Origin of the sequence: Streptomyces sp. NPDC020379 (genome assembly GCF_044387105.1) — a bacterium.
In the GTDB taxonomy this organism is placed as follows: Bacteria; Actinomycetota; Actinomycetes; order Streptomycetales; family Streptomycetaceae; genus Streptomyces.
In genome coordinates this window covers 104,016-130,592 of sequence record NZ_JBIRVR010000008.1, presented here as the reverse complement: position 1 = coordinate 130,592, position 26,577 = coordinate 104,016, and the positions used below count along the sequence as shown (strand labels likewise).

24 protein-coding genes and 1 tRNA gene are annotated in these 26,577 nt (G+C 69.7%); 22 read left to right on the top strand and 3 right to left on the bottom strand.

The window, feature by feature from the left end; translation table 11 throughout:
* Window positions 1-245: 245 nt before the first annotated feature.
* The 16 genes from ACH427_RS13345 to ACH427_RS13270 all read left to right on the top strand — a co-directional run bounded on the left by ACH427_RS13345 (window position 246) and on the right by ACH427_RS13270 (window position 17,160).
* Window positions 246-2,078 carry a type IV secretory system conjugative DNA transfer family protein gene (locus tag ACH427_RS13345; RefSeq protein WP_398869577.1) on the top strand — a complete coding sequence of 611 codons (1,833 nt, stop codon included), beginning with the start codon at window positions 246-248 and terminating at the stop codon, window positions 2,076-2,078.
* Between the two features lie 9 nt (window positions 2,079-2,087).
* Window positions 2,088-3,116: a hypothetical protein gene (locus ACH427_RS13340; protein ID WP_398869576.1), complete on the top strand. Its 1,029-nt coding sequence runs from the start codon at window positions 2,088-2,090 to the stop codon at window positions 3,114-3,116.
* Window positions 3,113-3,787 carry a hypothetical protein gene (locus ACH427_RS13335; RefSeq protein ID WP_398869575.1) on the top strand — a complete coding sequence of 225 codons (675 nt, stop codon included), beginning with the start codon at window positions 3,113-3,115 and terminating at the stop codon, window positions 3,785-3,787. The genes ACH427_RS13340 and ACH427_RS13335 overlap by 4 nt, the downstream gene beginning before the upstream one ends.
* Window positions 3,784-4,278, top strand: a complete 495-nt coding sequence (locus tag ACH427_RS13330) for a hypothetical protein (protein WP_398869574.1) — start codon at window positions 3,784-3,786, stop codon at window positions 4,276-4,278. The genes ACH427_RS13335 and ACH427_RS13330 overlap by 4 nt, the downstream gene beginning before the upstream one ends.
* A gap of 116 nt (window positions 4,279-4,394) precedes the next feature.
* Window positions 4,395-5,225, top strand: a complete 831-nt coding sequence (locus ACH427_RS13325; protein ID WP_398869573.1) for a hypothetical protein — start codon at window positions 4,395-4,397, stop codon at window positions 5,223-5,225.
* 35 nt (window positions 5,226-5,260) lie between these two features.
* Complete coding sequence (locus ACH427_RS13320) at window positions 5,261-5,758, top strand: hypothetical protein (protein WP_398869572.1); 498 nt, start codon at window positions 5,261-5,263, stop codon at window positions 5,756-5,758.
* Window positions 5,755-6,726, top strand: a complete 972-nt coding sequence (locus ACH427_RS13315; protein ID WP_398869571.1) for a hypothetical protein — start codon at window positions 5,755-5,757, stop codon at window positions 6,724-6,726. Before ACH427_RS13320 ends, ACH427_RS13315 begins: the two co-directional genes overlap by 4 nt.
* 316 nt (window positions 6,727-7,042) lie before the next feature.
* Window positions 7,043-8,155, top strand: a complete 1,113-nt coding sequence (locus ACH427_RS13310) for a conjugal transfer protein (protein ID WP_398869569.1) — start codon at window positions 7,043-7,045, stop codon at window positions 8,153-8,155.
* 94 nt (window positions 8,156-8,249) lie between these two features.
* Window positions 8,250-8,483, top strand: coding sequence for a hypothetical protein (locus ACH427_RS13305; protein ID WP_398869568.1), 234 nt, complete (start codon window positions 8,250-8,252; stop codon window positions 8,481-8,483).
* Window positions 8,480-9,133, top strand: coding sequence for a hypothetical protein (locus ACH427_RS13300; RefSeq protein ID WP_398869566.1), 654 nt, complete (start codon window positions 8,480-8,482; stop codon window positions 9,131-9,133). The genes ACH427_RS13305 and ACH427_RS13300 overlap by 4 nt, the downstream gene beginning before the upstream one ends.
* A gap of 12 nt (window positions 9,134-9,145) precedes the next feature.
* Entirely contained in the window at window positions 9,146-11,701 is a 2,556-nt protein-coding gene (locus ACH427_RS13295; RefSeq protein ID WP_398869565.1) for an ATP-binding protein, read from the top strand.
* On the top strand, window positions 11,698-12,270 hold the full coding sequence (locus ACH427_RS13290; protein WP_398869564.1) for a hypothetical protein: 573 nt from the start codon (window positions 11,698-11,700) through the stop codon (window positions 12,268-12,270). The genes ACH427_RS13295 and ACH427_RS13290 overlap by 4 nt, the downstream gene beginning before the upstream one ends.
* Entirely contained in the window at window positions 12,267-14,378 is a 2,112-nt protein-coding gene (locus ACH427_RS13285) for a hypothetical protein (RefSeq protein WP_398869562.1), read from the top strand. Before ACH427_RS13290 ends, ACH427_RS13285 begins: the two co-directional genes overlap by 4 nt.
* Entirely contained in the window at window positions 14,375-15,160 is a 786-nt protein-coding gene (locus ACH427_RS13280) for a hypothetical protein (protein ID WP_398869560.1), read from the top strand. The genes ACH427_RS13285 and ACH427_RS13280 overlap by 4 nt, the downstream gene beginning before the upstream one ends.
* A gap of 58 nt (window positions 15,161-15,218) precedes the next feature.
* Window positions 15,219-16,391 carry a peptidase M23 gene (locus ACH427_RS13275; protein ID WP_398869559.1) on the top strand — a complete coding sequence of 391 codons (1,173 nt, stop codon included), beginning with the start codon at window positions 15,219-15,221 and terminating at the stop codon, window positions 16,389-16,391.
* A gap of 58 nt (window positions 16,392-16,449) precedes the next feature.
* A complete protein-coding gene (locus tag ACH427_RS13270; protein ID WP_398869557.1) occupies window positions 16,450-17,160 on the top strand; it encodes a hypothetical protein in 711 nt (236 codons plus the stop codon).
* A gap of 98 nt (window positions 17,161-17,258) precedes the next feature.
* Here the strand turns inward: ACH427_RS13270 and ACH427_RS13265 are convergent.
* Window positions 17,259-17,329, bottom strand: a tRNA-Gly gene (locus ACH427_RS13265).
* A 285-nt stretch (window positions 17,330-17,614) separates the two neighbouring features.
* Here ACH427_RS13265 and ACH427_RS13260 point away from each other — a divergent pair.
* The 3 genes from ACH427_RS13260 (at window position 17,615) to ACH427_RS13250 (ending at window position 18,959) form a co-directional block, all read left to right on the top strand.
* A complete protein-coding gene (locus ACH427_RS13260) occupies window positions 17,615-17,779 on the top strand; it encodes a hypothetical protein (protein ID WP_398869555.1) in 165 nt (54 codons plus the stop codon).
* Between the two features lie 82 nt (window positions 17,780-17,861).
* A complete protein-coding gene (gene dcd, locus ACH427_RS13255; protein WP_071962992.1) occupies window positions 17,862-18,437 on the top strand; it encodes a dCTP deaminase in 576 nt (191 codons plus the stop codon).
* Between the two features lie 24 nt (window positions 18,438-18,461).
* The gene (locus ACH427_RS13250) at window positions 18,462-18,959 is read left to right on the top strand and encodes a phosphoribosyltransferase (RefSeq protein ID WP_398869554.1); all 498 of its coding nucleotides are present in this window, start codon (window positions 18,462-18,464) and stop codon (window positions 18,957-18,959) included.
* A gap of 119 nt (window positions 18,960-19,078) precedes the next feature.
* On the opposite strand, the gene ACH427_RS13245 is transcribed toward ACH427_RS13250, so the two are convergent.
* Together ACH427_RS13245 and ACH427_RS13240 are read right to left on the bottom strand one after the other, a co-directional pair.
* On the bottom strand, window positions 19,079-20,077 hold the full coding sequence (locus ACH427_RS13245; RefSeq protein ID WP_398869728.1) for a Yip1 family protein: 999 nt from the start codon (window positions 20,075-20,077) through the stop codon (window positions 19,079-19,081).
* 242 nt (window positions 20,078-20,319) lie between these two features.
* A complete protein-coding gene (locus tag ACH427_RS13240) occupies window positions 20,320-22,599 on the bottom strand; it encodes a (Fe-S)-binding protein (protein ID WP_398869553.1) in 2,280 nt (759 codons plus the stop codon).
* Window positions 22,600-22,866: 267 nt separating this feature from the next.
* Here ACH427_RS13240 and dnaK point away from each other — a divergent pair, with 267 nt between their 5' ends.
* Genes dnaK through dnaJ form a run of 3 tightly spaced genes read left to right on the top strand, consistent with a single transcriptional unit; the run spans window position 22,867 to window position 26,576 of the window.
* Window positions 22,867-24,723: a molecular chaperone DnaK gene (gene dnaK, locus ACH427_RS13235; RefSeq protein WP_398869552.1), complete on the top strand. Its 1,857-nt coding sequence runs from the start codon at window positions 22,867-22,869 to the stop codon at window positions 24,721-24,723.
* Window positions 24,720-25,361: a nucleotide exchange factor GrpE gene (gene grpE, locus ACH427_RS13230; protein ID WP_398869551.1), complete on the top strand. Its 642-nt coding sequence runs from the start codon at window positions 24,720-24,722 to the stop codon at window positions 25,359-25,361. Before dnaK ends, grpE begins: the two co-directional genes overlap by 4 nt.
* Before the next feature lie 42 nt (window positions 25,362-25,403).
* Window positions 25,404-26,576, top strand: a complete 1,173-nt coding sequence (gene dnaJ / locus ACH427_RS13225) for a molecular chaperone DnaJ (protein ID WP_398869550.1) — start codon at window positions 25,404-25,406, stop codon at window positions 26,574-26,576.
* Window position 26,577 lies beyond the last annotated feature (1 nt).

Genomic DNA, 26,577 nt, shown 5'->3' with positions numbered 1-26,577 from the left:
GGAAACTGTGGATTCTACCTGAAATGCCGCTGATGGAACCGGTGTTGTCCCTGCTGGACCGGGCGAATTCGTCGAGGGCCTCCTGCGGCATGCAGCCGATCGTACCGGCGGGGGAACGCGGGCCCTCGGGGCGTCCGGCCGTCCGCTCCCGTAGGTCAGGCCCAGACCTTTGACCTGGGGCTTTCGCGCGATACGGGGGTGTTACCGTCAGGGACCTTGAACGCAGGTGAGAACGGGGGCCGCGCGTGGCGAACGCACGGGAATCGGGGCGGAAGCGGGAAAAAGGAGCGGGGCCCCAGGGCGAGATAGCCCTGGCGAAGGGCGTCGCCCTCGTGGTGGGGCTCTTCGCCACCTGGCATCTGGCCCTGGTGGCCACCGCCGACGGCATGGCCGTGTCGGACGTCGCCTCGACCGTCAAGGCACTCGCCCTGCACCGGCCGTTGGACGGCCTGAGCGAGGACGGCATCCACGCCGCCTCGCCCGCCGTCACCGTCTGCGTCTGGCTGGTCTTCATCGCCGTACCCATCGCCCTGATCACGCTGGCCGTACGCGCCCGCGGGCGGCGCGCCCGCGGCGCCGGCGGCGAGGGCCTGGCCTCCGCCGTCGAGGCCCGCCACAACCTCGGCGAGGCACGCGCCCGGGCCGCCGCCGCGCAGACCCGCGCCACCAGCTTCTCCGGCAAGGACGGCCGCTACGACCCGAAGGCCGTCGCCCGCGCCGAACTGCGCGAGTTCGGCTGGCGGATGGGCCGGCAGCTCGGCAGCGGGCAGCCGCTCGTCGCCACGCCGGAGGACTCGATCGCGGTCATCGCGCCCTCCGGCGGCGGAAAGTCCCGCAACGTCGTCATCCCCGCCTGCCTCGACGCGCCCGGCCCGCTCGTCGTCACCTCGACGCGCGCCGACGTCCTCGACGTCATCGCCCAGCCGCGCTCCCGGCAGGGCAAGGTGTGGGTCTTCGACCCGCTCGACACGGTCGGCTGGCCGGAGCGCATGGTGTGGGACCCGGTGGCCGGCTGCCAGGACGGCGAGACCGCCACGTCGCGCGCGCTGTCCTTCTCCGTCGGCATGGGCGCGGACGACGGCTCGTCCACCAACGCCGGCTTCTTCCAGCAGACGGCCTCCTCCGCGCTGACCCGCCTGCTGCACGCGGCCGCGCTGGAGGGCCGCACCATCGAGCATGTGCTGCGCTGGGCCACCAACCTGGAGAAGGCGAGCGAGCCCCGCGCCATCCTCACCGACCACCCCGGCGCCGAACCCGGCTGGGACGTCCTGCTGCGGTCCGTCTCGACGGGCGCCGACGAGACCGTCGCCTCCACCCGGCAGACCCTCGCCGCGCAGATCGAGCCCCTCGCGCTGCGCAAGGTGCTGCGCTGCGTGACCCCCCAGGAGGGCGTGCCGGTCTTCGACGCGGACCGCTTCGTCGCCTCCCGCGACACGCTCGTCCTCATCAGCGACTCCAACGCCTCGACCAACGTCTCGCCGCTGACCACCATGCTGCTCGGCGAGGTCGTCGACGCGGCCAAGCGCCGCGCGCCACGGACGCCTTCGGGCCGGCTCGACCCCTTCCTGCGCCTGGTGCTGGACGAGGTCGCCAACGTCGCCCCGCTCCCCAAGCTCCCCTCGCTCGCCTCCGACGCGCGCGGCTACGGCATCCACCTCGTCTACGCCCTCCAGTCCCTCGCCCAGGCCGGACTGCGCTGGGGCGACAAGGAGGCCGCCACCCTCCTCGACAACGCGGCCGCGTCCCTGGTGATGGGCGGCCTCAAGGACATCGAGGCCCTGCGCCGCTTCTCCGAGCTGATCGGCGAGACCGAGCTGGCCGAGCTCTCCACCTCCCGGGACACCCAGCGCCTCTTCGGCCACACCACGTCCGAGGTCAAGCGCGAGCGCCGCATCCTGCGCCCCGAGGAGATCCGCCAGCTCCCGCACGGCCAGGCCCTGCTCCTCTTCCGCGGCGCGCCGGGCGTCATCGTCGAGCTGGAGCCGTGGGACCAGAGCCGCGACGGGCGGGCGCTGCGCGCCGGTGAGCTGGCGACCCGCGCGGCGCGCATCGGCCCGACGCCGCTCGAACAGCTCTAGGAGCACACCGTGGACGACGTACTGAAGGTCTCGGACTTCGCCGCCTACCGCGCGGGCCTGGAGGAGCAGATCAAGAACTTCGCCCTGGGCGTCAAGCGCGAACAGGGCGAGGTCGAGGAGATCCTGGGCGAGATCCTCGGCCGCCTGAACGCCCTGGAGGCCGGGGCCCCCGGCGGTGCCGGGACCGGTGGCCATCTGCCGTGGTCGCTGCGGGCCACGGAGCGGGACTGGCAGGACCTGGCCGACTGGCTCGACTGGTTCGGGCGGCACTACGCGCCCCAGCTCCACCTGCGCATCTGGCCCTGCTGGCCGAAGCACGGCGGTGTCGTCGAGGAGCTCGCCGCCCTCCGCGCGGCCTGGTGCGCGGCCGTCGAGGCCGACGCCGACCCCACCCGGAGCGGCTCCGAGCTCGCGTACTGGCACCAGATGTGGCTGTGGCCCACGGTCGAGCGCATCCGGCAGAACTACATGTTCGCCGAGTGCGAGACCGACCACTCCCCGGACCGCCCCGGCCGCCCCACCGACACGGCCGCCCTCAGCGCCCGCGTCGCCGAGGCGGAGGCCGAGCGCCACCGCCTGGAGAACGCGCGGTACGCCTTCTTCGCCGAGGTCCCGCGGGGGTGGACCGCCGAGCGGCCGGACGGCCTGTGGCGCAGCGCCGACGACGGCTGGGAGTATCTCTCCCTGCTCGACTGGGAGTGGCACGCCGCGGCGGAGCTGCCGGTGAAACGGGAGATCCTGCGCCCGCTCCCCGCCGAACGCGCGCTGGAGCTGGCCGCGGACCGGCAGGCGTGGGTCACGTACTGGGCCCACTTCACCGACGAGACCGACTGGCGGGCCGGGGCGCCGCCGACCACGGTGGTCCGGCGGCGGCGCAGTCCGGAGCGCATCCTCGACGAGGCGTACGGCCCGGACGGCTGGGAGCCGACCGACGCCGTCCACGACTTCCTCAGCGCCCGGCCCTCCGACCCGCCGCACCTGGTGGAGATCGACGCGGCGGAGGCGGCACGGCTGGCGGACGGGGACACGGAACTGTGAGTACGGACAAGCCGGCCGGCGCCTGGCGCGAGAACCGATCCGACGACGCCCGCCCGCTGGAGCTGACGGCGGAGGAGAACCGCCTCGTCACGGCCCGCTGGGAAAAGGCCCGCGCGGCCCACGGACAGCTCGACGCCGTCCTGGAAACCTTTGTGGCCCGTTCGGGAGAGTTGTTCGGCGCCCGGCTGGAAGGAAAGCAGTACCGGCTGAAGGGCCTTCTCGCCTTCCGCCGCCAGGCCGCCGCGCGAAAGCGCCTCCGGGTCGAGGTGGGGGCATTCGCCCGCAAGATCAGTGACCTCAATCGCTACACCGTCGTCCTCGCAACCGATCACTACACGGCGGGCGTCCAGCAGGCGTATGCCTTCCTGCACGAGCAGGGCTTCGAGCTCGTACCCGGCTCGGAACGGAACACCTGGGAGGACCCCCTCTACAAGGGATTCCGGGCGGCCTGGCAGCGGCCGGGCGGAGAGCACCGATTCGAGATCAGGTTCCACACGGACGCGAGTTGTTCGGTCCAGTCGGAGAACCAGCTCCTTTACGATCTCTACCGCTCCGGCCGGGTGCGCGACGCGGCGGCCGGCGGCGCCGAGTTCTCGAAAGCGCACGAGCAGGCGGCCGAGCTGGTGCAGAGCGGGCGGTACGGCATGAAGTCGGGAGAGGAAGGCCGATGATGAGCGAACAGTACGAATACTTCGCGGAAGTCTCCAAGGGATACACCCTGGAGCGCCCCGACGGACTGTGGCGGCGTTCGGGTACGGAATGGGAGTACCTGTCGCTGCTGGACTGGCAGTGGCACAACGTCAAGGACACGAACGTCCATTACCCGCCGGTGATGACGAAACTGCACGCCGTCACGGCCGAGCGTGCGGCGGCGCTGGAGGCGGACCGGCAGGGGTGGGTGCGGTATTGGGCCCGGTACACGGACGAAGAGGACTTCCGCGACGGCGAGCCGCCGACGACGGTCGTCAGGCGCCGCCCGAGCCCCGAGAGGGTCTACGACGAGGCGTTCAAGATGGACAACTCGTGGGGGCGCACCGCCGCTGTCGCCGACTACTTCGACGTACGGAAGTCCGACCCCCCGCACCTCGTGGAGATCAGCCGTGATGCCGCGGAGCAGCTTCTCCAGGAACTGCGGGGCGTGACGGGAGCCACGGATCTGTGACGGGGAAGTTCGAGCCGTGGGACGGGGAGGGCGGCTCGCTCAGCGCCGAGGAGAACCGCGTCGTCACCGAAAGGTGGGAACGGGCGGCCACTGCTCGCACCCGCCTGGACGGCATCATGACGGGGATCCAGCAGAGCACCGCGGAATCGCACGGCAGCAAGCTGGAGGGTCTTGAGTATTCCCTGAAGGGGATCGATTCCTTTCGCCGTAAAGCCGCCACCGCCAAGGACGACGGCGACAGCGTCGCCAAGACGGCGAAGAAGATCAAGGACCTCAACAGGTACACCCTGACCTTCGAGGCCGAGAAGTACACCGAGGGCGTCGAGCGGACGTACGAGCAGCTTCGCGGGCAGGGCTACGAGCCGATCCCCGGATCCGAGAAGAACACCTGGGGCGACCCCGTCTACAAAGGCGTGAACACCTCCTGGCAGAACCCGGCGACGGAAGAGAAGTTCGAGCTCCAGTTCCACACTCCGGAAAGCTTCAAGGCCAAGATGGAGAACCACGAACTGTACGAGATCTCGCGCGCCGACACCTTCGAGAAGTACACGGGGAAAGACGAAGAGCGCGCGCGGCAGTATCAGGACGCCGCCAACTACCTTCAGAGCAAGCGCTACGACAATGTCCGGATCCCCCCGGGTGTGGAGCGGATCGGCGAGCCGCTGATCCGGGACACGCTCGAGCCCGATCGTGATCCCGCGATTGTCGAACACGTTGCCCAACTGGAGGAAGAGCGCCGGGTCGGGAACGCGGCCAAGGTGTCCCCGACGGCGACGCGGCAACCGGCGCTCGGCGTCGGCCTCGGCGAGTCCTTGCAAGCCGACGGCCCCGGCCTGCGGAGCAGGCTGGCACCGAAGACCGGGCCCGCTCGCCGGCTGAACGCCCAGGCCCCGGCGGTCGATCCGCTGCCGACGCAGTCGCGCGGGCGCGGGCCCGCGCCGGCCTGAGTGAACATGCGGAATTTTTAAGAGGAGAACCACTGGTGTCCGAACAGAAGCGGTACGAATACTTCGTCGAGGTGCCCGAGGGCTACACCCTGGAGCGGCCGGACGGGCTGTGGCGGCGGTCGGGGGAGGAGTGGGAGTACCTGTCGCTGCTGGACTGGCAGTGGCACAACATCAAGGACACGAACGTCACATACCCGCCGGCGGCGAAGATCCTGCACGAGGTCACGGCCGAACGGGCCGCCGAGCTCGAAGCCGACCGGCAGGGCTGGGTGCGGTATTGGGCCTATTACTCGAACGAGCGCAGGTGGCGGGCCGGTCAGGGTCCCAAGACCGTGGTGCGGCGGCGCAGGAGTCCTGAGCGCATTTACGACGAGACGTTCATGTCGGACAACGTGTGGGAGCCCGACAGTGCCATCTTCGAATTCTTCGACGCGCGCCAGACGACTCCGCCGCATCTGATCGAGCTCACTGCCGATGAGGCCGAGCGGCTTCTTCAGGAGCTCCGTGGCGTGATGGGGGCCACCGAACTGTGAGCGGATCGGATGTCGGTGCTTGGCAGGGGGCCAAGGAGAAGTCCGAGGACCATCTCAAGCTGACCCCCGAACAGAATCGTCTGGTCACCGCCCGCTGGGAGGCGGCCCAGGAGGCGCGTGGCCGTCTCGACGGCATCATGCGGGGAATCGAGGACCGGTCGGTCTCGCGCGGCGGAAAGCTTGAGGGCCTGGAGAACTCCCTCAAGGGCCTCGATTCCTTCCGGCGCAAGGCCGCGGTCGAGGTCAAGCGAAACGGTGGCGACGCCCAGGAAGTCTGTGAGGACGTCGACGACCTCAACCGCTACACGCTGACCTTCGAGGCGGACGCCTACGTCGAGGGGACGAATCAGGCTTATGCGGAGCTGCGGTCGCGGGGATACGAGACCCTCTCCGAGACGAACACCTGGGAGGACCCGGTCTACAAGGGGGTCAACACCACCTGGCAGCACCCGGAAACCGAGGAGAAGTTCGAGCTTCAGTTCCACACGCCGGAGAGCTTCGCGGCCAAGTCCGAGAACCACGAACTCTATGAACTGACGCGGTCGGGAAAGTTCGAACAGATCGGCGCGGGCGACAAGGAGCTCGCCAAGTCGTACAAAGAAGCCGCGGATCTCCTGCAGAACGAGCGGTACGCGAACGTACGCATCCCGCCGGGCGCGGAAGAACTGCGTGAGCCATTGGTCCGGGCCAAGCTCAACCCCGATGTCGATCCTGAGATCGTCAAGGAGGTCCGGGGCATGGAAGCCGACCTCCGCGCCATCCACGAGGCCGCCGCTGTCCAAAGGAATGAGCAGCGGCAATCGGCCCTCCCCGGCACAGCCTTGGAGGAATCGCTGCAGAAAGAAGGCCCCGGCCTGCGCAACAGATTGGCTACAAAAACCGAGTCAAAGCAACAGTCACGCACCACAGCCCCCACCGCCGACCCCCTCCCGGCCCAGTCCCGGGGCCGTGGTCCGGCGCTGATGTAAGGGGTGCAGGGGCCGGGCGGTCCGAATGGGCGTGATGGGGGCCACGCGATCGTGGGGCGGCGTTCCTGAAAGGCCCGCCTTGTCGGGAATTCCGGATGCGGAACCGGTAAGAGTTCGCTCACTCCTGGTCACTCATTGGACAAATCAAGCTGTTTGACGATCAGTAATAGGCCCACGTACTGTCCAGGCACTCAGGCCTTGTACGGGGGAAGGGTCACCAAGGTTGAGCACGTTCAAGACGGTCATGCGGCGGATACTGAATCTGCCGGAGCCGAAAGGCGATAAGGCCGCAGCAACTCCCATTGCGGACAAGCCTTTGACGCCCGCCGCCCCCACGGCACCCGCCGCTTCCGTACCGGCCGGTCTTCAGCAGTGGACCGACGCCGGGGCGCGGCTCCAGGCCCAGACGTCCGGTCCCGCCCGCACCGAGCCGGTGCCGTCGGAAGCGGGGGCCAAGGCCCCGCCCGACAGCCAGGTTCCCTGGCGGATCGAGGACGAGAAGAGCGGCGCCAAGTTCGCGGTGAAGGCCGGCCGCGGTGTGCTCTGGGGCGTCGTCGCCCTGGCCGTGATCACCGGTGTCCGGTCGTGGATCTGGGCGCCGGCTCCGGCCAAGCCCGCTCCGGCCAAGGCCGACAGCGGGCCGCGGTATCCGGTCGAGGAGGCGCAGGCGGTCGCCGCGCGGTTCGCGCGCTCGTATCTGACCTGGGACGAGGGCGACCCGCAGGCGCGGGCCGCCGCCCTCGCGCGGGACATGCCGAGGGGCACCGACACCAGCGACGGCTGGAATTCCAAGGGGCACCAGCAGGTGCTCGTCGTCCAGCCGAGCACCGTCTCCGTGCTCGGTGACAAGCGCGCCCGCGTCCGGGTGGACGTCCTCGTGAACACTCCCGACACCGCTCCCGCGCCCGCCGACAAGGGCGACAAGAAGGACGACGGCAAGAAGGACGACAGTAAAAACGACGCCAAGAAGGACGCCAAGTCCGCGACCCGGTGGATGGGCCTGGAGGTCCCCGTCGTCCAGGCGTCCGGCCGCGTCGTCGTCACCGGCCAGCCCGGTATCGTCGGTGTGCCGAACAGCGGCCCGTCCGTCCCGGCGGCCGACAGCAAGAGCAACGACATGGACTTCGGCGACAAGACCCGCGGTGTGATCGAGGAGTTCTTCTCGAAGTACGCCACCGGCGAGTCCGACTCGGTGGCCGCGCCCGGCGCTTCCATTCCCGCCCTGCCGTCCGGCATGACGCTCGAGGCGGTCCGCAACTGGACCGTGGACGAGGGAAGCGGCACCGACCGCGTCGGCACCGCGGTCGTCAGCTGGAATGTCGGCGGTGCCGCGATCGAGCAGACCTACCGCGTCAAGGTGACCCGCGTGTCGTCCGCCCAGGCCGAGCGCTGGCAGGTCGCCGAGGTCCACGGCGGACTCACTCCGTAGCCGGGCCGCGCGGCCGTTACTCCTCCACCCTTTTCCGCCGGTCCCCCGGCATTTATCGATTCACCGCTGCCCGTCTCACCACGAGGGAAACACGATGCAACTTGCGCTGACCAGTGGCGCCGACCTGAAGAACTGGGTGTTCCTGATCGCGGGGAACATCTTCCTGATCGTCCTCGCGGTCAGGGCCATCGGCCACTACGCGAAGCGCGAATGGGGCGAGCTCCTCGGCCACTTCCTGGCCGGTGTGGTCGTGGCCGGCTTCGTCTTCGCGCCGGACGCCTCGAAGAACATGCTGACCGAGGTCTGGAACAAAGTGGCCGGCGCATGAGGGTGGGGCACACGTTCACCCGCCACTTCGACCTGGAGACACGGCAGCACGAGCTGTTCGGCATGGACCTCGGCGAGGGTCCCTCCCGCCGGGTCCTGGTGACCGGTGCCGCGATCTACGCGGTCTGGGTGGGCGGCTTGCTGCTCGTCTTCGGGTTCCCGTCGCAGTTCCTCTTCACGCTCTACTTCGCCCCGCCCGCGCTCATCACGTTCTACGGCGCGCAGCGCTCCCGGCGTAACGAGCGGCGGTGGAACCTCACGCAGTGGGCCCTGGCGGTGCGCTACCTGACGGTGGGTCACCGGCCGGTCGTCAACGGCGGCCGGCGCGCGGCCGACCGCAGCGAGTGGCTGCCGCTCCGGGCCCGCCTGGGCGACCGGACGGAAGAGCTCCTGGCCCTCCCGGGCATGGATGTCCTCGAGGGCGTCCTCGGTGGCGAGGAGCCCAAGCCGACGGCGGGCCGCCAGGCGAAGCTCGACGCCAGGCCCCGGCTCTACGGCCCGGACCACGTCTACCGCGCGCGGATGCGCGGCCTCTCCGGCAAGGAGCGCAAGGCCGCCGAGCAGGCGGCGGCCCAGCAGCAGGCGCAGAGCGCGGCCCAGCAGGCATGGACGGGCAGTGCGGCGCACCGGCCCGGCCCGAATGGCACGTAAAGGTAGCCGACATTGAAGTTGTTCAAGGGCATCGCCCGTTTTCTCGGCGTCGAGGGTGACCGTTCCGCCCCGCCGCCCCGCTATGTCGCCCTCGCGGACGGCCTGGTCGTCACCGAGACGCACGCCGAGGCGTGGTTCGTCCTCTCGGGCTCCAACACCGACCTGATGTCGGAGAGCGCCCGGGACGCCGAGCACGACCAGGCGAGCAGCGCGCTGGCCCGTACGCTCTCCGGCCACGACTGCCACCTGAAGGTGCTGTGGGCGCCGCTGAACGCCGCCGAGTACCGGAACGAGGCGGACACCCTCTTCTCGGCGGGCAACTACGCGGAGTGGGCCGACATCCGTGTCGAGCGCCTCGACGACCTGGAGCTGCCGACCCGGCTGCTGCTGCTCGGCGTGCGCATCTCCGAGCGCTCCACCCAGGCCAAGGCCCGGGGCAGCCGGGGCGTGCAGGACGCCCTGGGCATCGGCTCGACCTCCATCTCCCAGAAGGAGATAGCCCGCCTCGACGCGCTCACCCGGCGCCTGGGCCGGCAGCTGGAGACGACGCCGTGGAAGGCGCAGCCGGCCACGGTCGAGATGCTGGCCTGGATGGTCGCCCGCGAGCAGCGCCGCGGCACCGTGCTGCCGTCGCCGGGCGGCGACGGCCTCATATCCGGTGCCAAGCTGGCCCAGCTCACCCGCGGCCGCGTCCTGCCCTACCCCGACCACCTGCGCTTCGTCGACCAGCAGGGCGAGACCACCTCCTGGACCACGATCCTCACCATGGACGGCTTCCCGGAGGAGATGGAGTCCCCGGGCGCGGGCGAGTGGCTGCGGGCCGTCGCGGAGATCACCTACGTACCCGAGTACGCCGACGACGACCACGACGCCGACATCCAGGTCAAGCCGGTCAACCCCGAGCCCTCCGTCCGCTTCAAGGTCCTGCACAAGCGGGACGCCCTGAAGGCGATCGACGAGGTGCGCAGGCTCGCCAAGGAGCAGCGGCAGAGCGCCGCCAAGCACTCCGCCGGCGAGACCGCGCAGGAGATCGAGGAGACCGAGGAGACGATGACGGGCCTCTCGCGCGACATGAAGCGCGAGGACGTCACGCTGATGGAGGACCACCCCCGCCTGATCGTCAGCAGCGATGTCTCGCTGGACGATCTGCGCGCCCGCTGTGACGCCGTCATCGGCTACTACGGCGGCCTGGGCATCGAGGTCAGCGTCGCCGCCGAGGAACAGCGCGAGCTGTGGCTGGAGTCCCAGCCCGGCGACATGCTGCGGGTGCCGGACCTGGTGCACACGCGCACGGTCGGCGCGTTCGCCGGCTCCTGGTTCTGGGGCGGCGCCTCGGTCGGTGACGACACGGGCCCGGCGATCGGCTATCTGACCGGCTCGACGCCCGGTGTCGTACGCAACGACCTGACCGGTGGCTCCGAGCGCGGTGACGCCACGACCACGGCGTTCATCGGGCGAAGCGGCCGCGGCAAGACGACCGCGATGATGCTGTCCCTGCTGGACTCCGGCTTCCGCGGCTCGTTCGTGCTGGCCCTGGACTTCAAGGGCGACATGGGCGGCCTCGTGTCGGCCGGGCAGCGCTTCGGGCTCAACGCCCATCTGATCGAGACCGGGGCGCAGTTCGCGGGCGTCGCCGACCTCTTCACCCTGCTGTCCGGCGAGAGCGCCGAGCGCGCGCAGACCGAGGTCCCGGCGCAGCTCGGCATCGCCCTGCCGCAGCACCTGCGCATGCGCGGCGCGGAGACCCCGATCCAGAGCGCGGTCAACGAGACCATCGCCGCGGGCGACCCCGCGACCTGGAAGGTCATCGAGCGGCTGCGGCGCTCCGCGGACGAGCTGTCCCGCGAGGCGGGCAACGCCCTCTACGAGCTGTCGCTGACCGGCCTCGGCGCGCCCTTCATGGGCAAGCCGGACGGCTCGTCGCTGCTCATGCCCACACCGGGCATCTGGGTCGTCCAGGTCCCCGGCATCACCCTGCCGTCCCCCGACGACGACCGCGACGACTGGTCGGTCCACCAGCGGCTCTCGGTCGCCCTCGTCCACTCGCTGCTGGCGTACGGCATCAGCATGGCCGGCCGGAAGGACCTGCGCGGCCTGCGCAAGGTCGTCGCGGTGCCGGAGGTGCACGTGCTGACGGCTACCCGGGAGGGCAGCTCGTTCCTCCAGTACATCGCCCGCGTCGGCCGCGCGCTGCACACGGCCCTGGTCGTCGACACCCAGGACCCGGAGTCGCTGGCCGGCCTCACCGGCCTGGTCGAGCAGATGACGACCGTCTTCGGCTTCCAGCTCACGACGGCGGAACAGCAGGACGCGATGGCGGCCCTGCTCGACCTCCCGAAGGGCGACCACACACGCCAGCTCATCCAGGCCATCGGCGTCGACGTGACGCAGGAGATCCGGCACGGCCACTGCATCATGCGCGACCGCCGCTTCAACAGCGCGACGGTGCAGTTCGACGTGCCGTCGCTGGAGGTGCTGGAACTGCTGAGCACGACGCCGAAGACGACGGGCGACGGGGCGGGCCCGATATCGATGAGCAAGGCCGAGCCTCAGGGGGCGAACGCGTGAAGCGGATGACAGCGGCGGCCGCCGTGGTGGCGTCGGTCCTGGTGGTGACGGGGTGCTCGTCGTCCTCGGACAGCAAGGGCGGGCAGACCGGCGGCAATCCGGGCGCCGGCAAGGAGGAGCGCGCCCGGGCGGACGCGGAGGCCCAGGCGCGGGCGAAGGACGAGGCGGCCATGAAGGACGCCGCCGTCCGGTACACGAAGGCGAGCGTCGGCAACGACGTACGGACGATGTGCGGCCTGATGACCCCGAACAAGCAGGGGGACGGCGGCCTCGAAGGCTGTGTGAAGAACTTCCAGGACCGGGACGGCGAGAAGCCCGATGCCGTCGGCACCGTGACTACCGAGGGCGGGCCGCTGACCGTCCCGCCGGTCAAGGACCATCCCGAGGGGACGGGTCTGATGGTCACGGAGAAGACCGCCGACGGCGCGCGGACCTCCTCCTACCGGTGGGCCGTTCGCCTGGTCAAGAACGACGGCACGTGGCTGGTCGACCAGTTCACGCACATGCGTGACGAAGACATGTCGGCCGCTAGTCCCGTCCGCAGCGCCCTGATGAGGTCCTCGGGATGAGGATTCCCCGCTTCCGGAACCTCGCGATACCCCTCCTCGGTGCGCTCACCACGCTGATGGCGACCGCCGGGGCCGCGGCGGCCGACGACAAGTTCGACAAGTACAAGCCGGCGGGCATCGGCGACCTCCTGCGCACCCCCAGCATCGGGCAGGGCGGCGGCCAGACCCTCTACGAGCAGTTCGGCGCCGCGCTCTACTACCGGCTGGACAGCGAGCTGGGCTGGAAGGACATCGGCTGGTCGATGCTCAACGGCATGGCCGAACTCTTCATGGGGCTGACGGTCTTCGTCACCCAGTCGGCCGTGGTCGCCGTCCAGTGGACGATGGACCTCACCAAGGTCCAGGACATCCACGACGCGATCATCAAGTCCATATCCGGCGCGGCCGGGACGGTTTCCGCGACCTTGCTGCCCTCGGCCCTGGCCGTGGGTGCCATGGTGGCCTGGGCCAACCACCGCAAGGCGAGCGGCAGCGGGCTCAGCCAGCTCGGCTGGGTGGCGGCCTCCGGCATTCTGGCGGTCTCGCTGATCTCGACCCCCCAGGTGTGGGTCGACGGCATCGACAGCGTGCGCGAGGTCGGTGCCAGCATCGCCGCGGAGGCCACCAGCGCCGGGATGGACCGCGATGTGAAGGAGCCCTTCGAGGTCAAGGGGGACGCGAACCTCGGCCAGACGGAGGACGACAACAAGCCGAAGACGGACCCCAAGGAGCAGAAGAAAGCCGAGGAGTCGAAGAAGAACAAGCTGGTCCGCAAGTCCACCGACGCGATCTGGCGCTCGTACGTCGTCACTCCCTGGTGCATCGCCGAATTCGGCAACCTCAACACCTGCAAGCAGTTCGGCGAGGAAACCCTCAGGAAGACGGACAAGCCGACGGACGACGACGATTTCGATGACGCCCGCAAGGAGTACCTGAGCAAATCCCTCAGTGACAAGAAGATCGGCACACCGGCCATGAAGTGGCGGCAGGGCAAGAACGCCGGCCGTGTCACGGTCGCGATCGCCGCCTTCGTCTGCGCCGTGCTCTTCGCCGTCCTCGCCATCGCCCTGGCCTTCGCCTCCCTCGCCTCGCTGATCGGCGCGCTGATGCTGCTGCTCGCGGGAGTGGTCTTCGCCTGCCTGTGGGTGATCCCCGGCAGACCGCGGCAATGGGGCATGCGCTGGTTCGACGCCCTTCTGGGCTTCGCCATGCAGTCGTTCGTGAGCACGATGGTGCTGGGTGTCGTCCTGGTCCTGAACACCGTCAGCATCACGATGCTGGGCACGTACGGCTACTTCGCCTCCGCCGGTGTCAGCATCACCAGCGCGATCGTGGCGTTCAAGTTCCGTTCCGTGATGGAGAGCATCGTCGGTGTCTCCGGCACGCTGACTCCCGGCGGCTCGGCGCTGGGCATGGCGATGGGACGCGGGGCCAGCCGCATGGCCGGAAAGGCGACCGGCTGGACGGCCGGGAAGGCCGCGCGCGGTACCGGCCGGGCCGGCAAGCAGGCCGGCAGGTTTGCGGCCACGGGAGTGCGGAAGGGCGCGAAGGCCTTCGACGAGAAGGTCTCCCATGTCGGTAAGGCCATGGCCATGAGTTCCTGGGCCGCGACCAACAGCACCGTCCCGCTCGGTGTGCGCGGAGGCGCCAAGTCCCAGGCCGGATCGGACCGGGCGGGCGCGGACGGGCGGAGCACCGGCTCGGACGGCCCGCGCGCTGCCGGTGGGGCGACCCGGGCGGGCGCGTACCGCAGGGGTGCGGGCACCAGCGTGGACCTGCCGGAGCGGCGTACCACCAGCGTGGCCAGCGTGCACCCGAAGTCCGCGACGGTGACGGTCGCCGCTCACCGAGGGCGGGGGCGCACCCAGAACGACCAGGGCGCCCAGAACAACCCGAAGGCACGGAACGGCTCCGAGCAGGCGGCACGTGCGCAGAGTGCCGACAGCCGTCGCAACGCGGCGTCGTCGAAGCCCGCCAAGGGCCAGGGCGCCCACGACTTCCGCCGGGGGCCGAAGCTCGGCAGCAAGCCCCGGCAGCCGCGCTTCGCCCCGCCCAGCAGCGCGAAGGTCACCGTGCGGCGGGACGCCTCCGCAAGTGCCCCCGCCCGCCGCCGCAGGAGGACCAAGTGAGCAAGGACAAGGGGCCCAGGAACCCTGCCGAGTGGCGGGAGTTGCTCAAGACTCCGTACGAATACCCGGAGGAGATCGAGACGGCGCCCAAGCGGTCCCTGCGCCGCCGGGCCCGCAAGGTCTACCGGCAGGGCCAGAAGGTGGAGGTCAAGCGCCGTCTCGCGGAGGAGCGGCGCCGGGAGCCGGTCACCGCGGGCGGTGCCATCCTGGTGATCGCCGGGTTCCTGGCCCTCGGAGCGGCCGCCACGCACTGGTGGCCGGCTCACGACGCTCCGGCGCGGGTCGTGCAGCCGGGCACCGAGGCGGACACGCACACTGCGGAGGCCCCGTCCCGGGCGCCCGGCGCCGGCCCGGCCGCCTCGCCCTCCCCCTCCGGCTCCGCCAAGCCGGATCTCGGCAAGCCGGAGAAGACGGCGGAGGACTGGGCACGGGCCTACTGGGCCCGTAACCCGCCGGTGGACAAGACACACAAGGCGGCGGTGGACCGTGCGGCGCCGTGGATGACCTCCGCTCTGCGGGACAACCTCCGGCAGTTCGACGACAAGGCGTGGGGCGAACTGGTCTCCAACGGGGGCGTGTCCACGGTGGACAAGGTCACCGTAGGCCCGGCCGACGACGACCGGGTGAGCCGGCAGGCGGACACGCCGACGCGCGTGTGGCGCAAGGTGACCGTGGACACCACGGTCGCCGGCTATCGCAAATACACCGAGACCAAGGTCTTGCTGACCGAGATCATGCGCGGCGACGACGGCTGGCGCGTGGGCAGGATCCTGGGGGTCTGAGTCGTTGGACGGACGTGAGGCCCTCGCCCTGGCGGCGGGGGGCGCCCGACGTGCCCTGATGATCAAGCTGGGCCTGCCGGTCGCGGCCCTGTTCATGGCCTTCCTGATCCTGTTCGGAGCGCTCGGTGGCCTCGGCGGCAGTGGCGGCGCGTACGCCATGGGCTGCGGCAAGCCGGGCCAGCCCGCCGACGACGGCGCGTCGGGCAACGGCAGCAAGGGGGACGCGACGGGCGGGGCGGGCAAGGAGCTGCGCGCGCGCCAGGTGGCGAACGCGAAGATCATCGACCAGGTGGCCAAGGACGGCAAGCTGCCCGGCCGGGCCACGCTCATCGCGCTGATGACGGCGCTCGCGGAGTCTCAGCTGGACAACATCAACTACGGGGACCGGGACTCCCTCGGTCTCTTCCAGCAGCGGCCGTCGTCGGGCTGGGGCACGAGGGAGCAGATCCTGGACCCCAAATACGCGGCCCACATGTTCTTCTTCGGCGGCGACAGCGGGGATCCGCCGGGCCTCGACGACGTCCCGTGGGAGAACCTCTCGCTCAACGACGCCGCCCAGAAGGTGCAGCGCTCCGGATTCGCCGACGCCTACGGACCGAAGGAGACCCAGGCCCGCAGCATCGCCAAGGAAGCGGGCATCGACCTGGAGCGCTCGGGCGAGAACCACCCGGGCAAGTCCGGCAGCAGCGGATCGAGCGGCAAGCCCGCGGACAACGGCAAGGGCGGCAAGGACCCCGACGAGCCGCCGGAGACATGCGACATGTCCGGTACGGGCGAACCCGGCAAGCCGGGTGAGCCGTTCCACGACGGCAAGTCGTCCTGGCCCGACGTCGTCAAGAACCGCCGCTCCACAGAGGACGCGATCAAGTGGGCGCGCGCCGAGGCGGACAGCCACAATTCGGGCTGGTTCCAGGGGTGCCTGAGGTTCACCGCGGTCGCGTACGGACATGAGGCCGCCGGTACCCAGTACGCCATCGACCACTACCAGATCGAGATGCCCAAGGACATGCGCCACGACGGCGACCGCAACCCGCCGCCGGGCGCCCTGATGTTCTGGGACACCGGACACCGCGCCGGCCACGTCGCGATCTATGTCGGGGACGGCAAGGTCGCGTCGAACGACATCGTGACGCCGGGCGAGATTTCCATCGTCCCCGCCACCGACATCGAGACCAAGTGGGGTGCGAAGTACCTGGGCTGGTCACCCCCCTACTACCCCAAGGCGGGATGACCCGGGTGATGATGGTGCGGCCGAACCGAAGGGGACCGGCGGGAAGTAAGGATTGGCCATGCCTGTTGTGACGGACCTCGACTCGGTCCCGCTGACACCCGTGTACACGATCGTGATCAGCGCCACGGGAGAAACCACCGTCGACGGTGAGCCGGTCGAGAACCTGCCGGGGCAGGACGCGCGCACGTCGGCCCTGGCCGACATCCGCGTCCGGGCCGCCCGCCGCGGGCATCCGGTGCGGATCAACGCCAAGGAGCCCGACGGTTCGGTCTGGCCCTTGATAGTCGATCACGACGGCGCGGTGACACCGCTGGACGCACCGCACCCCGCGCCTGTGGCCCCTCCGGCACCCGCCGCTCCCCTCGCGTCCCTCACCGAGCGGACCGGGCCGCTCGAACCCCGCCACGCCGCCCTGCTCGGCCGGGTCGTCACCGCCGAGCTGCGGGGCGACCTGGCGGGCGCGGCCGCCGCGGCCGCGGACCTGGAGACGGTGCTGACCGCGGACCTCGGCCCCCTCCACCCGCACACCCTCGGCGCGCTGGCCACCCGCGCCTGGCTGTCCCTGCTGCTGCGCGACGACTGGGCCGCCGCCACCCGGCTGCACGTCCTCGCCGCCGAGCGCCGCCGCCAGGCCGGGGCCCCGGACGTGGAGACCCGACGCGCGGCCCGCAACGCCCATGCCGCCTGGGCCCTGTTGCGCGCGGTCGACCCGGCGTCGGCGGCGGCCCTCCGCCCGGAGCTCGGCCGGATCGCGCACCTGACGGCATGACCGGCGGTGCCGCGCCCGCGGCCCGGAGGCCGCGGCCGCCGAGCCCGCCACGCATAACGAAAAAACCCCAGGCCGCTTGGCCTGAGGTTTCCTTGAAGAGCGGGTGACGAGAATCGAACTCGCGCTCTGAGCTTGGGAAGCTCATGTTCTACCATTAAACTACACCCGCGCGGACGCCCGTTTCGGAGCGTCGTATCGTCGCACACTCTACCCCATCGAAGACCCCCGGCGCACGTGCCGTGAGGGTCTTCACGGCTTTTGCGGGGTTGGTGAAGGGGGTGGGGACACAGCCTCGGCGGGCGGGAGTTGGGGCGTACGGTGGGAGGCGGCAAGTCGGCGGGGGCGGCCGGGAGTGCCGGGTGCGGGGCGCTGCGATACATCCCCTAATGTGGCTTTTGTCTTTCATGTCGTGCCGGAGGCGCGCATGAGCAACACCATGGGGAAAGGGAGCTCGATGGAGCGCACCGTCGTTCGTTGTGCCGAAGGGCACGTGTTCAGCACCGCTTCGTTCCCGATGCAGAACCTCGGTCCCGGCCGGCTCGGCCCGGGGCGGCTGCTCCGCTGCCCGCGCTGTGCCCGGCTGCGGCATTCCGTGCCGGTGGCGGTCCAGAAGCGGTGATCAAGGAGTCCTGAGTGCCTCGCGGGCCCGGTCCGATCGGACCGGGCCCGCGTTGTCCGTCTTCTCCGCGTATCCTCGACCCGTGCTTCTCTCAGACAAGGACATCCGGGCCGAGATCGACGCCGGCCGGGTGCGCATCGACCCGTTCGACGAATCGATGGTGCAGCCCTCGAGCATCGACGTGCGGCTGGACCGCTACTTCCGGGTGTTCGAGAACCACCGGTACCCCCACATCGACCCGGCGGTCGAGCAGGCGGACCTCACCCGTGAGGTGGTGCCGGAGGGCGACGAGGCGTTCATCCTGCACCCCGGTGAGTTCGTGCTCGCCTCGACGTACGAGGTCATCACGCTCCCCGACGACGTGGCCTCCCGTCTGGAGGGCAAGTCCAGCCTCGGCCGGCTCGGTCTGCTGACGCACTCGACGGCCGGCTTCATCGACCCCGGCTTCTCCGGTCATGTGACGCTGGAGCTGTCGAACATGGCCACGCTGCCGATCAAGCTGTGGCCGGGGATGAAGATCGGGCAGCTGTGCATGTTCCGGCTGACCTCACCCGTCGAGCATCCTTACGGGTCCGCGAAGCACGGCTCCCGCTATCAGGGCCAGCGCGGGCCGACGCCCTCGCGGTCCTTCCAGAACTTTCACCGCACACAGGTCTGAGCAGGGACAAGGCGAACAGCAACAGTGAGTGACAAGCGCGAGAATCTGACCTACCCCCTCTTCGGGCAGGCCATCCGTGAGCTGGCGCAGACCGTCGCGGACGACGGCTACGAGCCGGACATCATCCTCTCCATCGCACGTGGCGGCGTCTTCGTCGCGGGTGGCCTGGCGTACGCGCTGGACTGCAAGAACATCCACCTGGTCAATGTGGAGTTCTACACCGGTGTGGGCACCACGCTGGAGATGCCGGTGATGCTCGCGCCGGTGCCCAACGCGATCGACTTCTCCGAGAAGAAGGTCCTGATCGTCGACGACGTCGCCGACACGGGCAAGACGCTCAAGCTCGTCCACGACTTCTGCCTCGGCACGGTGGCCGAGGTGCGCAGCGCCGTGATCTACCAGAAGTCGCACTCCCTGGTGGACTGCGAGTACGTCTGGAAGCGCACCGACGAGTGGATCAACTTCCCGTGGAGCGTGGAACCGCCGGTCGTCCGGCGCGAGGGTCAGATCCTCGACGCGTAAGCCTTCTATGCGCATAAATGCGTGAGCGCATAAATGCGTAGAGGCAGCAATGCATAGGGAAGGGCCCCGGTCGCGAAGTGATGCGACCGGGGCCCTTCCCTATGACATGCGGGCAACCGCTACAGCGTGCCCAGCTTGATGATCGACAGCAGGGCGACCAGCTGGATCGCGGACGCGCCCAGCGCCTTCGGCCACGGCAGGTCGTGCGACTTGCTCACCATCGAGGTGAACAGCGCGGCGGCCGCCAGCCAGGTCGCCCAGCCGAGCACCTGGACGATCGTGCTGTCCCCGCCCAGGAACATCGCGAAGAGCAGCCTCGGCGCGTCCGTGATCGACATGATCAGCATCGACAGGCCGACCGTCGGCTGCCATATGCCGTCGCCGCCGAGCTGCCGGGCGAGGGTGTGGGTGACGGCGCCGAGGATCAGGCCGGAGATCACGACGATCACGCCGGTCATCAGCACCCACGGGATGCTGTTCGCGAGCGTGGCGTGCAGGACGTCGTCACGGGCCTTGTCGAAGCCGAAGACGGCGAGCAGGCCGTAGACGAAGGTGACGATCACGGCCGGGACCCACACCGCGTGGTCGCGCATCTGCCAGAAGGTGGCCGACGGGCGCAGGATGATGCCCTTCAGCAGCTCCTTCCACGGCAGGCGCGGCCCGGCGGGCGGCGCGGGCATCTGCTGCCCCGCGCGGTAGGTGTCGCCGCTGCCGTACGAGCCGTCGCCGTACGCGCCACCGCCGTACGTGCCGCCGCTGTAGGAGCCGTCGCCGTAGCCGTCGTTGTGCGGGCCGTGGCCGTACGGGCCGCCCGCCGGGCCGCCGTTGTACGCGCCGTAGGCGTCCGGCGCCTCGCCGACGCTGAACTGCTGTGTGTGGCCCGGATCGTCGGCGCTCCGCCCGTGGTGCGGGGCGGGGCGGCCGGGGTCGTACTGACCGTAGCCCTGCTGCGGGCCACCGCCGAAGTACTCCGGCTCGTCATGCCCCGGTGGCTGCTGCCACTGCTGACCGCCGCCCTGAGCACCGGTCTGACCGCCGTACGGGGCCTGGTACCGCTGCCCCGGGCGCTGTCCTTGCTGCGCGGGGCCGGGGTCGTGTGAGTCCCGTCCGCGTCCCATCCTGAATCCAGCCACGCTTCGAACGTACCCGCTCCTGGGAAGTGCGGAGCCGGGGGCGGGGAATCGGCCCCGCCATTGCTGCCGTCCTGTGACATCCCTTAGGGGAAAACTCAGGGCCTGGCGAGGTGTGAAGCGGCAGCGCCGACAAAAGGGCAACGCGTCACGCCGGACGACGAAGGCCGGTCCCCGCGATGTCACGCGGGGACCGGCCTTCGTCAGGAATGCGCGATGCCTGCCAGCGGCTACTTCACCGGTTCGGGCTCGGGTGCGTCGGCGGTTTCCCCGTCGTCCTCGGGCTCGACCGGTGTCTTGACCGATTCGAGGAGGAGCTGGGAGACGTCGACGACCTGGATGGATTCCTTGGCCTTGCCCTCGTTCTTCTTGCCGTTGACCGAGTCGGTCAGCATGACGAGGCAGAAGGGGCAGGCGGTCGAGACGATGTCCGGGTTGAGGGACAGGGCCTCGTCCACGCGCTCGTTGTTGATGCGCTTGCCGATGCGCTCCTCCATCCACATGCGCGCGCCGCCGGCGCCGCAGCAGAAACCGCGCTCCTTGTGGCGGTGCATCTCCTCGTTGCGCAGGCCCGGCACCTTCGCGATGATCTCGCGCGGCGGGGTGTAGACCTTGTTGTGGCGGCCCAGGTAGCAGGGGTCGTGATACGTGATCAGGCCCTCGACCGGGGTGACGGGGATCAGCTTGCCCTCGTCGACGAGGTGCTGGAGCAGCTGGGTGTGGTGGATGACCTCGTAGTCGCCGCCGAGCTGCGGGTATTCGTTGGCGATGGTGTTGAAGCAGTGCGGGCAGGTCGCGACGATCCTCTTCTTCGCCTTCTCGACCTTGACGCCTTCCGCCCCGTCCTCACCTTCGGCGGACTCGCCGAACGCCATGTTGAGCATCTCGACGTTCTGCTGGCCGAGCTGCTGGAAGAGGAATTCGTTGCCCAGGCGGCGGGCGGAGTCACCGGTGCAGTTCTCGTCGCCGCCCATGATGGCGAACTTCACACCGGCGATGTGCAGGAGCTCGGCGAACGCCTTGGTGGTCTTCTTCGCCCGGTCCTCCAGGGCGCCGGCGCAGCCCACCCAGTAGAGGTAGTCGACCTCGGTGAGGTCCTCGATGTCCTTGCCGACGACGGGAACCTCGAAGTCGACCTCCTTGGTCCACTGCAGGCGCTGCTTCTTGGCCAGGCCCCAGGGGTTGCCCTTCTTCTCGAGGTTCTTGAGCATCGTGCCCGCCTCGGAGGGGAAGGAGGACTCGATCATGACCTGGTAGCGGCGCATGTCGACGATGTGGTCGACGTGCTCGATGTCGACGGGGCACTGCTCGACGCAGGCGCCGCAGGTGGTGCACGACCACAGCACGTCGGGGTCGATGACGCCGTTCTCCTCCAGCGTCCCGATCAGCGGCCGCTCCGCCTCGGCCAGGGCCGCCGCGGGGACGTCCTTCAGCTGCTCGGCACTGGCCTTCTCGGTGCCCTCCATGTCCTTGCCGCCGCCGGCCAGGAGGTAGGGGGCCTTGGCGTGCGCGTGGTCGCGCAGCGACATGATCAGCAGCTTCGGGGAGAGCGGCTTGCCGGTGTTCCAGGCGGGGCACTGCGACTGGCAGCGGCCGCACTCGGTGCAGGTGTCGAAGTCGAGGAGGCCCTTCCAGGAGAAGTGCTCGATCTGGGAGACGCCGAACTGGTCGTCCTCGCCCGGGTCCTCGAAGTTGATCGGCTTGCCCTCGCTGACCATCGGCTGGAGCGCGCCCAGGGCGACGCCGCCGTCGGACTCGCGCTTGAACCAGATGTTGGGGAAGGCGAGGAAGCGGTGCCAGGCGACGCCCATGTCGGTCTTGAGGGAGATCGTGATCATCCAGATGAAGGACGTCGCGATCTTGATCATCGCCACCAGGTAGGTGACGTTCTGCAGCGTCTCGAGGCTGAGCCCCCTGAAGGCCGCGACCAGCGGGTACGAGGCGAAGTACCCGGCCTCGTAGTGGTCGACGCCGTGGAGGGCGCCCTCCAGGCCGCGCAGCGTCATGATGCAGGCGCCGACGATCAGGATGACGGCCTCGACGAAGTACGCCTGGCCGAAGTTGGAGCCCGCGAAGCGGGACTTGCGGCCCGCCTTGCCCGGCTTGCTCAGCTGCCGGATGACGATCAGGGTGAGGATGCCGAGCGTCGTCACCAGGGCGAAGAACTCGACCCAGAGCTCGTACGGCAGCCAGTCGCCGATGACCGGCAGCAGCCATTCGGCCTTGAAGAGCTGGCCGATGGCGTTGACGATCGTGATCAGCAACGAGAAGAAGCCCAGGGCCACGCCCCAGTGCGCGACGCCGACCACGCCCCAGCGGTTCATCCGGGTGTGGCCGAGGAACTCCTTGGCCACCGTGACCGTGCGCCGCACGGGCTCGTCGGTGCGGGTGCCGGCGGGGATGGGCTGACCGAGCCGCATCTGGCGGTAGATCTGCAGGACGGCACGGCCGAGCAGCGCGACGCCGACCGCGATGGTTACCAGCGACACGATGATCGCGGCGAGTTGCATGGAGGGGCTCCTCGGACCTGCGCGAGCGGGATTACTAATGGGTAACTTATCCAGTCCGTACGAGACTACTCACTCCCGCGCCCCCGATATAGGCGCACCGCCGGTGATCTGTGTCGCTCGGGCACCCCTCCTCGCCCCTTCCCCGGACCTGTCCTGCGCATAAGGCCCGCATAAGAGTTGAGCGGCCTCGACTCACCTCCGTTGACAGCGCGGGATCCGTGTTGCACGCTTGAGTCTGTTCCACTCAAGTCAGCTGGAGGAATCGACATGGCACGTGCGGTCGGCATCGACCTGGGTACGACGAACTCCGTCGTCAGTGTTCTCGAAGGCGGTGAGCCCACCGTCATCACCAACGCCGAGGGCGCCAGGACCACGCCGTCCGTCGTCGCCTTCGCGAAGAACGGTGAGGTCCTGGTCGGCGAGGTCGCCAAGCGCCAGGCCGTCACCAACGTCGACAGGACCATCCGGTCGGTCAAGCGCCACATGGGCACCGACTGGAAGATCAACATCGACGGCAAGGACTTCAACCCGCAGCAGATGAGCGCCTTCATCCTGCAGAAGCTCAAGCGGGATGCCGAGGCATACCTGGGCGAGAAGGTCGTCGACGCGGTCATCACCGTCCCGGCGTACTTCAACGACTCCGAGCGCCAGGCCACCAAGGAGGCCGGTGAGATCGCGGGCCTCAACGTCCTGCGCATCGTCAACGAGCCGACCGCGGCCGCCCTGGCGTACGGCCTCGACAAGGACGACCAGACCATTCTGGTCTTCGACCTCGGTGGCGGCACCTTCGACGTCTCGCTGCTCGAGATCGGCGACGGCGTCGTCGAGGTCAAGGCGACCAACGGTGACAACCACCTCGGTGGTGACGACTGGGACCAGCGCGTCGTCGACTACCTGGTCAAGCAGTTCCAGAACGGCCACGGCGTCGACCTGTCCAAGGACAAGATGGCCCTCCAGCGCCTCCGCGAGGCCGCTGAGAAGGCGAAGATCGAGCTGTCCTCGTCCACCGAGACCACGATCAACCTGCCCTACATCACGGCGTCCGCCGAGGGCCCGCTGCACCTGGACGAGAAGCTCACGCGCGCCCAGTTCCAGCAGCTGACCGCGGACCTGCTGGAGCGCTGCAAGACGCCGTTCCACAACGTCATCAAGGACGCGGGCATCAACCTGTCCGAGATCGACCACGTGGTCCTGGTCGGCGGTTCCACCCGTATGCCCGCCGTCGCCGAGCTCGTCAAGGAGCTGACCGGCGGCAAGGAGGCCAACAAGGGTGTGAACCCGGACGAGGTCGTCGCCATCGGCGCCTCGCTCCAGGCCGGTGTCCTCAAGGGTGAGGTCAAGGACGTCCTGCTGCTCGACGTCACCCCGCTGTCCCTCGGTATCGAGACTAAGGGCGGCATCATGACCAAGCTGATCGAGCGCAACACCACGATCCCGACGAAGCGCTCCGAGATCTTCACGACGGCCGAGGACAACCAGCCGTCCGTGCAGATCCAGGTCTACCAGGGCGAGCGCGAGATCGCGGCGTACAACAAGAAGCTCGGCATGTTCGAGCTGACCGGCCTGCCGCCGGCCCCGCGTGGCGTGCCGCAGATCGAGGTCTCCTTCGACATCGACGCCAACGGCATCATGCACGTGACCGCGAAGGACCTGGGCACGGGCAAGGAGCAGAAGATGACCGTCACCGGCGGCTCCTCGCTCGCCAAGGACGAGGTCGACCGCATGCGCCAGGAGGCCGAGCAGTACGCGGAGGAGGACCACCGCCGCCGCGAGGCCGCCGAGACCCGCAACCAGGGCGAGCAGCTCGTCTACCAGACCGAGAAGTTCCTCAAGGACAACGAGGACAAGGTCCCGGCCGAGGTCAAGACCGAGGTCGAGACCGCTGTCGGTGAGCTGAAGGAGAAGCTCAAGGGCGAGGACACGGCCGAGATCCGCACCGCGACCGAGAAGGTCGCCGCGGTCAGCCAGAAGCTCGGCCAGGCGATGTACGCCGACGCGCAGGCCGCCCAGGGCGCCGCCGGTGCCGAGGGCGCTGCCGGTGCCGGCCAGGCCAAGCCCGAGGACGACGTCGTGGACGCCGAGATCGTCGACGACGAGAAGCCCAAGGGCGGTGCGTCGGCGTGACCGAGGAGACCCCGGGTTTCGACGAGAAGCCTGAAGTCCCCTCCGACGCCACCCCCGAAGACGCGGCGCAGGGCGCCGGGTCCGCCGACCAGGCGGGCCCGGCCCCGGCCGGGGAAGAACTGGTCGAGGTAGGGCTCCAGGCGCAGCTGGACCAGGCCCAGTCCGCGCTCAGTGAGCGCACGGCTGACCTCCAGCGGCTCCAGGCCGAGTACCAGAACTACCGTCGCCGTGTGGAGCGGGACCGGGTCACGGTCAAGGAGATCGCCGTCGCGAACCTCCTGTCCGAGCTCCTCCCCACGCTCGACGACATCGGGCGCGCCCGTGATCACGGCGAGCTGGTCGGCGGCTTCAAGTCCGTCGCCGAGTCGCTGGAGACGGTCGTCGCCAAGATGGGCCTGCAGCAGTTCGGCAAGGAGGGCGAGCCCTTCGACCCGCTGGTGCACGAGGCGCTGATGCACAGCTACGCGCCGGACGTCACCGAGACCACGTGCGTGCAGATTCTGCAGCCGGGGTATCGGATCGGCGAGCGGACGATCCGCCCCGCGCGGGTCGCGGTCGCCGAGCCCCAGCCGGGCGCGCAGAAGGGCGACGGCGAGGGCGACGAGGCCGACGAGAGCGGTGGCCCGGACCAGGGCTGACGCTATGACCGACCGCAGTGACCGGAAGGAGGGACGCCGGGGATGAGCACCAAGGACTTCGTCGAGAAGGACTACTACAAGGTCCTCGGCGTGCCCAAGGACGCCACCGAGGCCGAGATCAAGAAGGCGTACCGGAAGCTCGCACGCGAGAACCACCCGGACGCCAACAAGGGCGACACCAAGGCCGAGGAGCGCTTCAAGGAGATCTCCGAGGCGAATGACGTCCTCGCCGACCCCAAGCGCCGCAAGGAGTACGACGAGGCACGCGCCCTCTTCGGCAGCGGCGGCTTCCGTCCCGGGCCGGGTGGCGCGGGCGGCGGCTCCTTCAACTTCGACCTGGGCGACCTCTTCGGGGGCGCCCAGGGCGGGGCGGGCGCCGGCGGGTTCGGCGGCGGTCTCGGCGACGTCTTCGGCGGCCTGTTCAACCGCGGCGGCGGCACGCGTACGCAGCCGCGGCGGGGCCAGGACATCGAGTCCGAGGTGTCGCTCAGCTTCACCGAGGCGGTCGACGGGGCCACGGTCCCGCTGCGGATGTCCTCCTCGGCGGCGTGCAAGACGTGCTCCGGCACGGGCGACAAGAACGGCACGCCGCGGGTCTGCCCGACCTGCGTCGGCACCGGTCAGGTGTCGCACGGCTCGGGCGGCGGCTTCTCGCTGACCGACCCCTGTCCCGACTGCAAGGGCCGCGGGCTGATCCCCGAGAACCCCTGCGACGTCTGCAAGGGCAGCGGCCGGGCCACGTCCTCGCGCACCATGCAGGTCCGCATCCCGCCGGGCGTCTCCGACGGCCAGCGGATCCGGCTGCGCGGCAAGGGCGCCCCGGGCGAGCGCGGCGGGCCGAACGGCGATCTGTATGTCGTCGTCCACGTCGATGCCCACCCGGTCTTCGGGCGCAAGGACGACAACCTCACCGTCACCGTGCCGGTCTCCTTCGCGGAGGCGGCGCTGGGCGGCGAGGTGAAGGTGCCGACGCTCGGCGGCCCCCCGGTCACCCTCAAGCTGCCGGCGGGCACGCCCAACGGCCGTACGATGCGCGCCCGGGGCAAGGGCGCGGTGCGCAAGGACGGCACCCGCGGCGACCTCCTCGTCACCGTCGAGGTGGCCGTGCCGAAGGAGCTCGACGACAAGGCGCGGGATGCCCTCCAGGCGTACCGCGAGGCGACGGCGGGCCAGGACCCTAGGGCCGAGCTGTTCCAGGCCGCGAAGGGAGCATGAG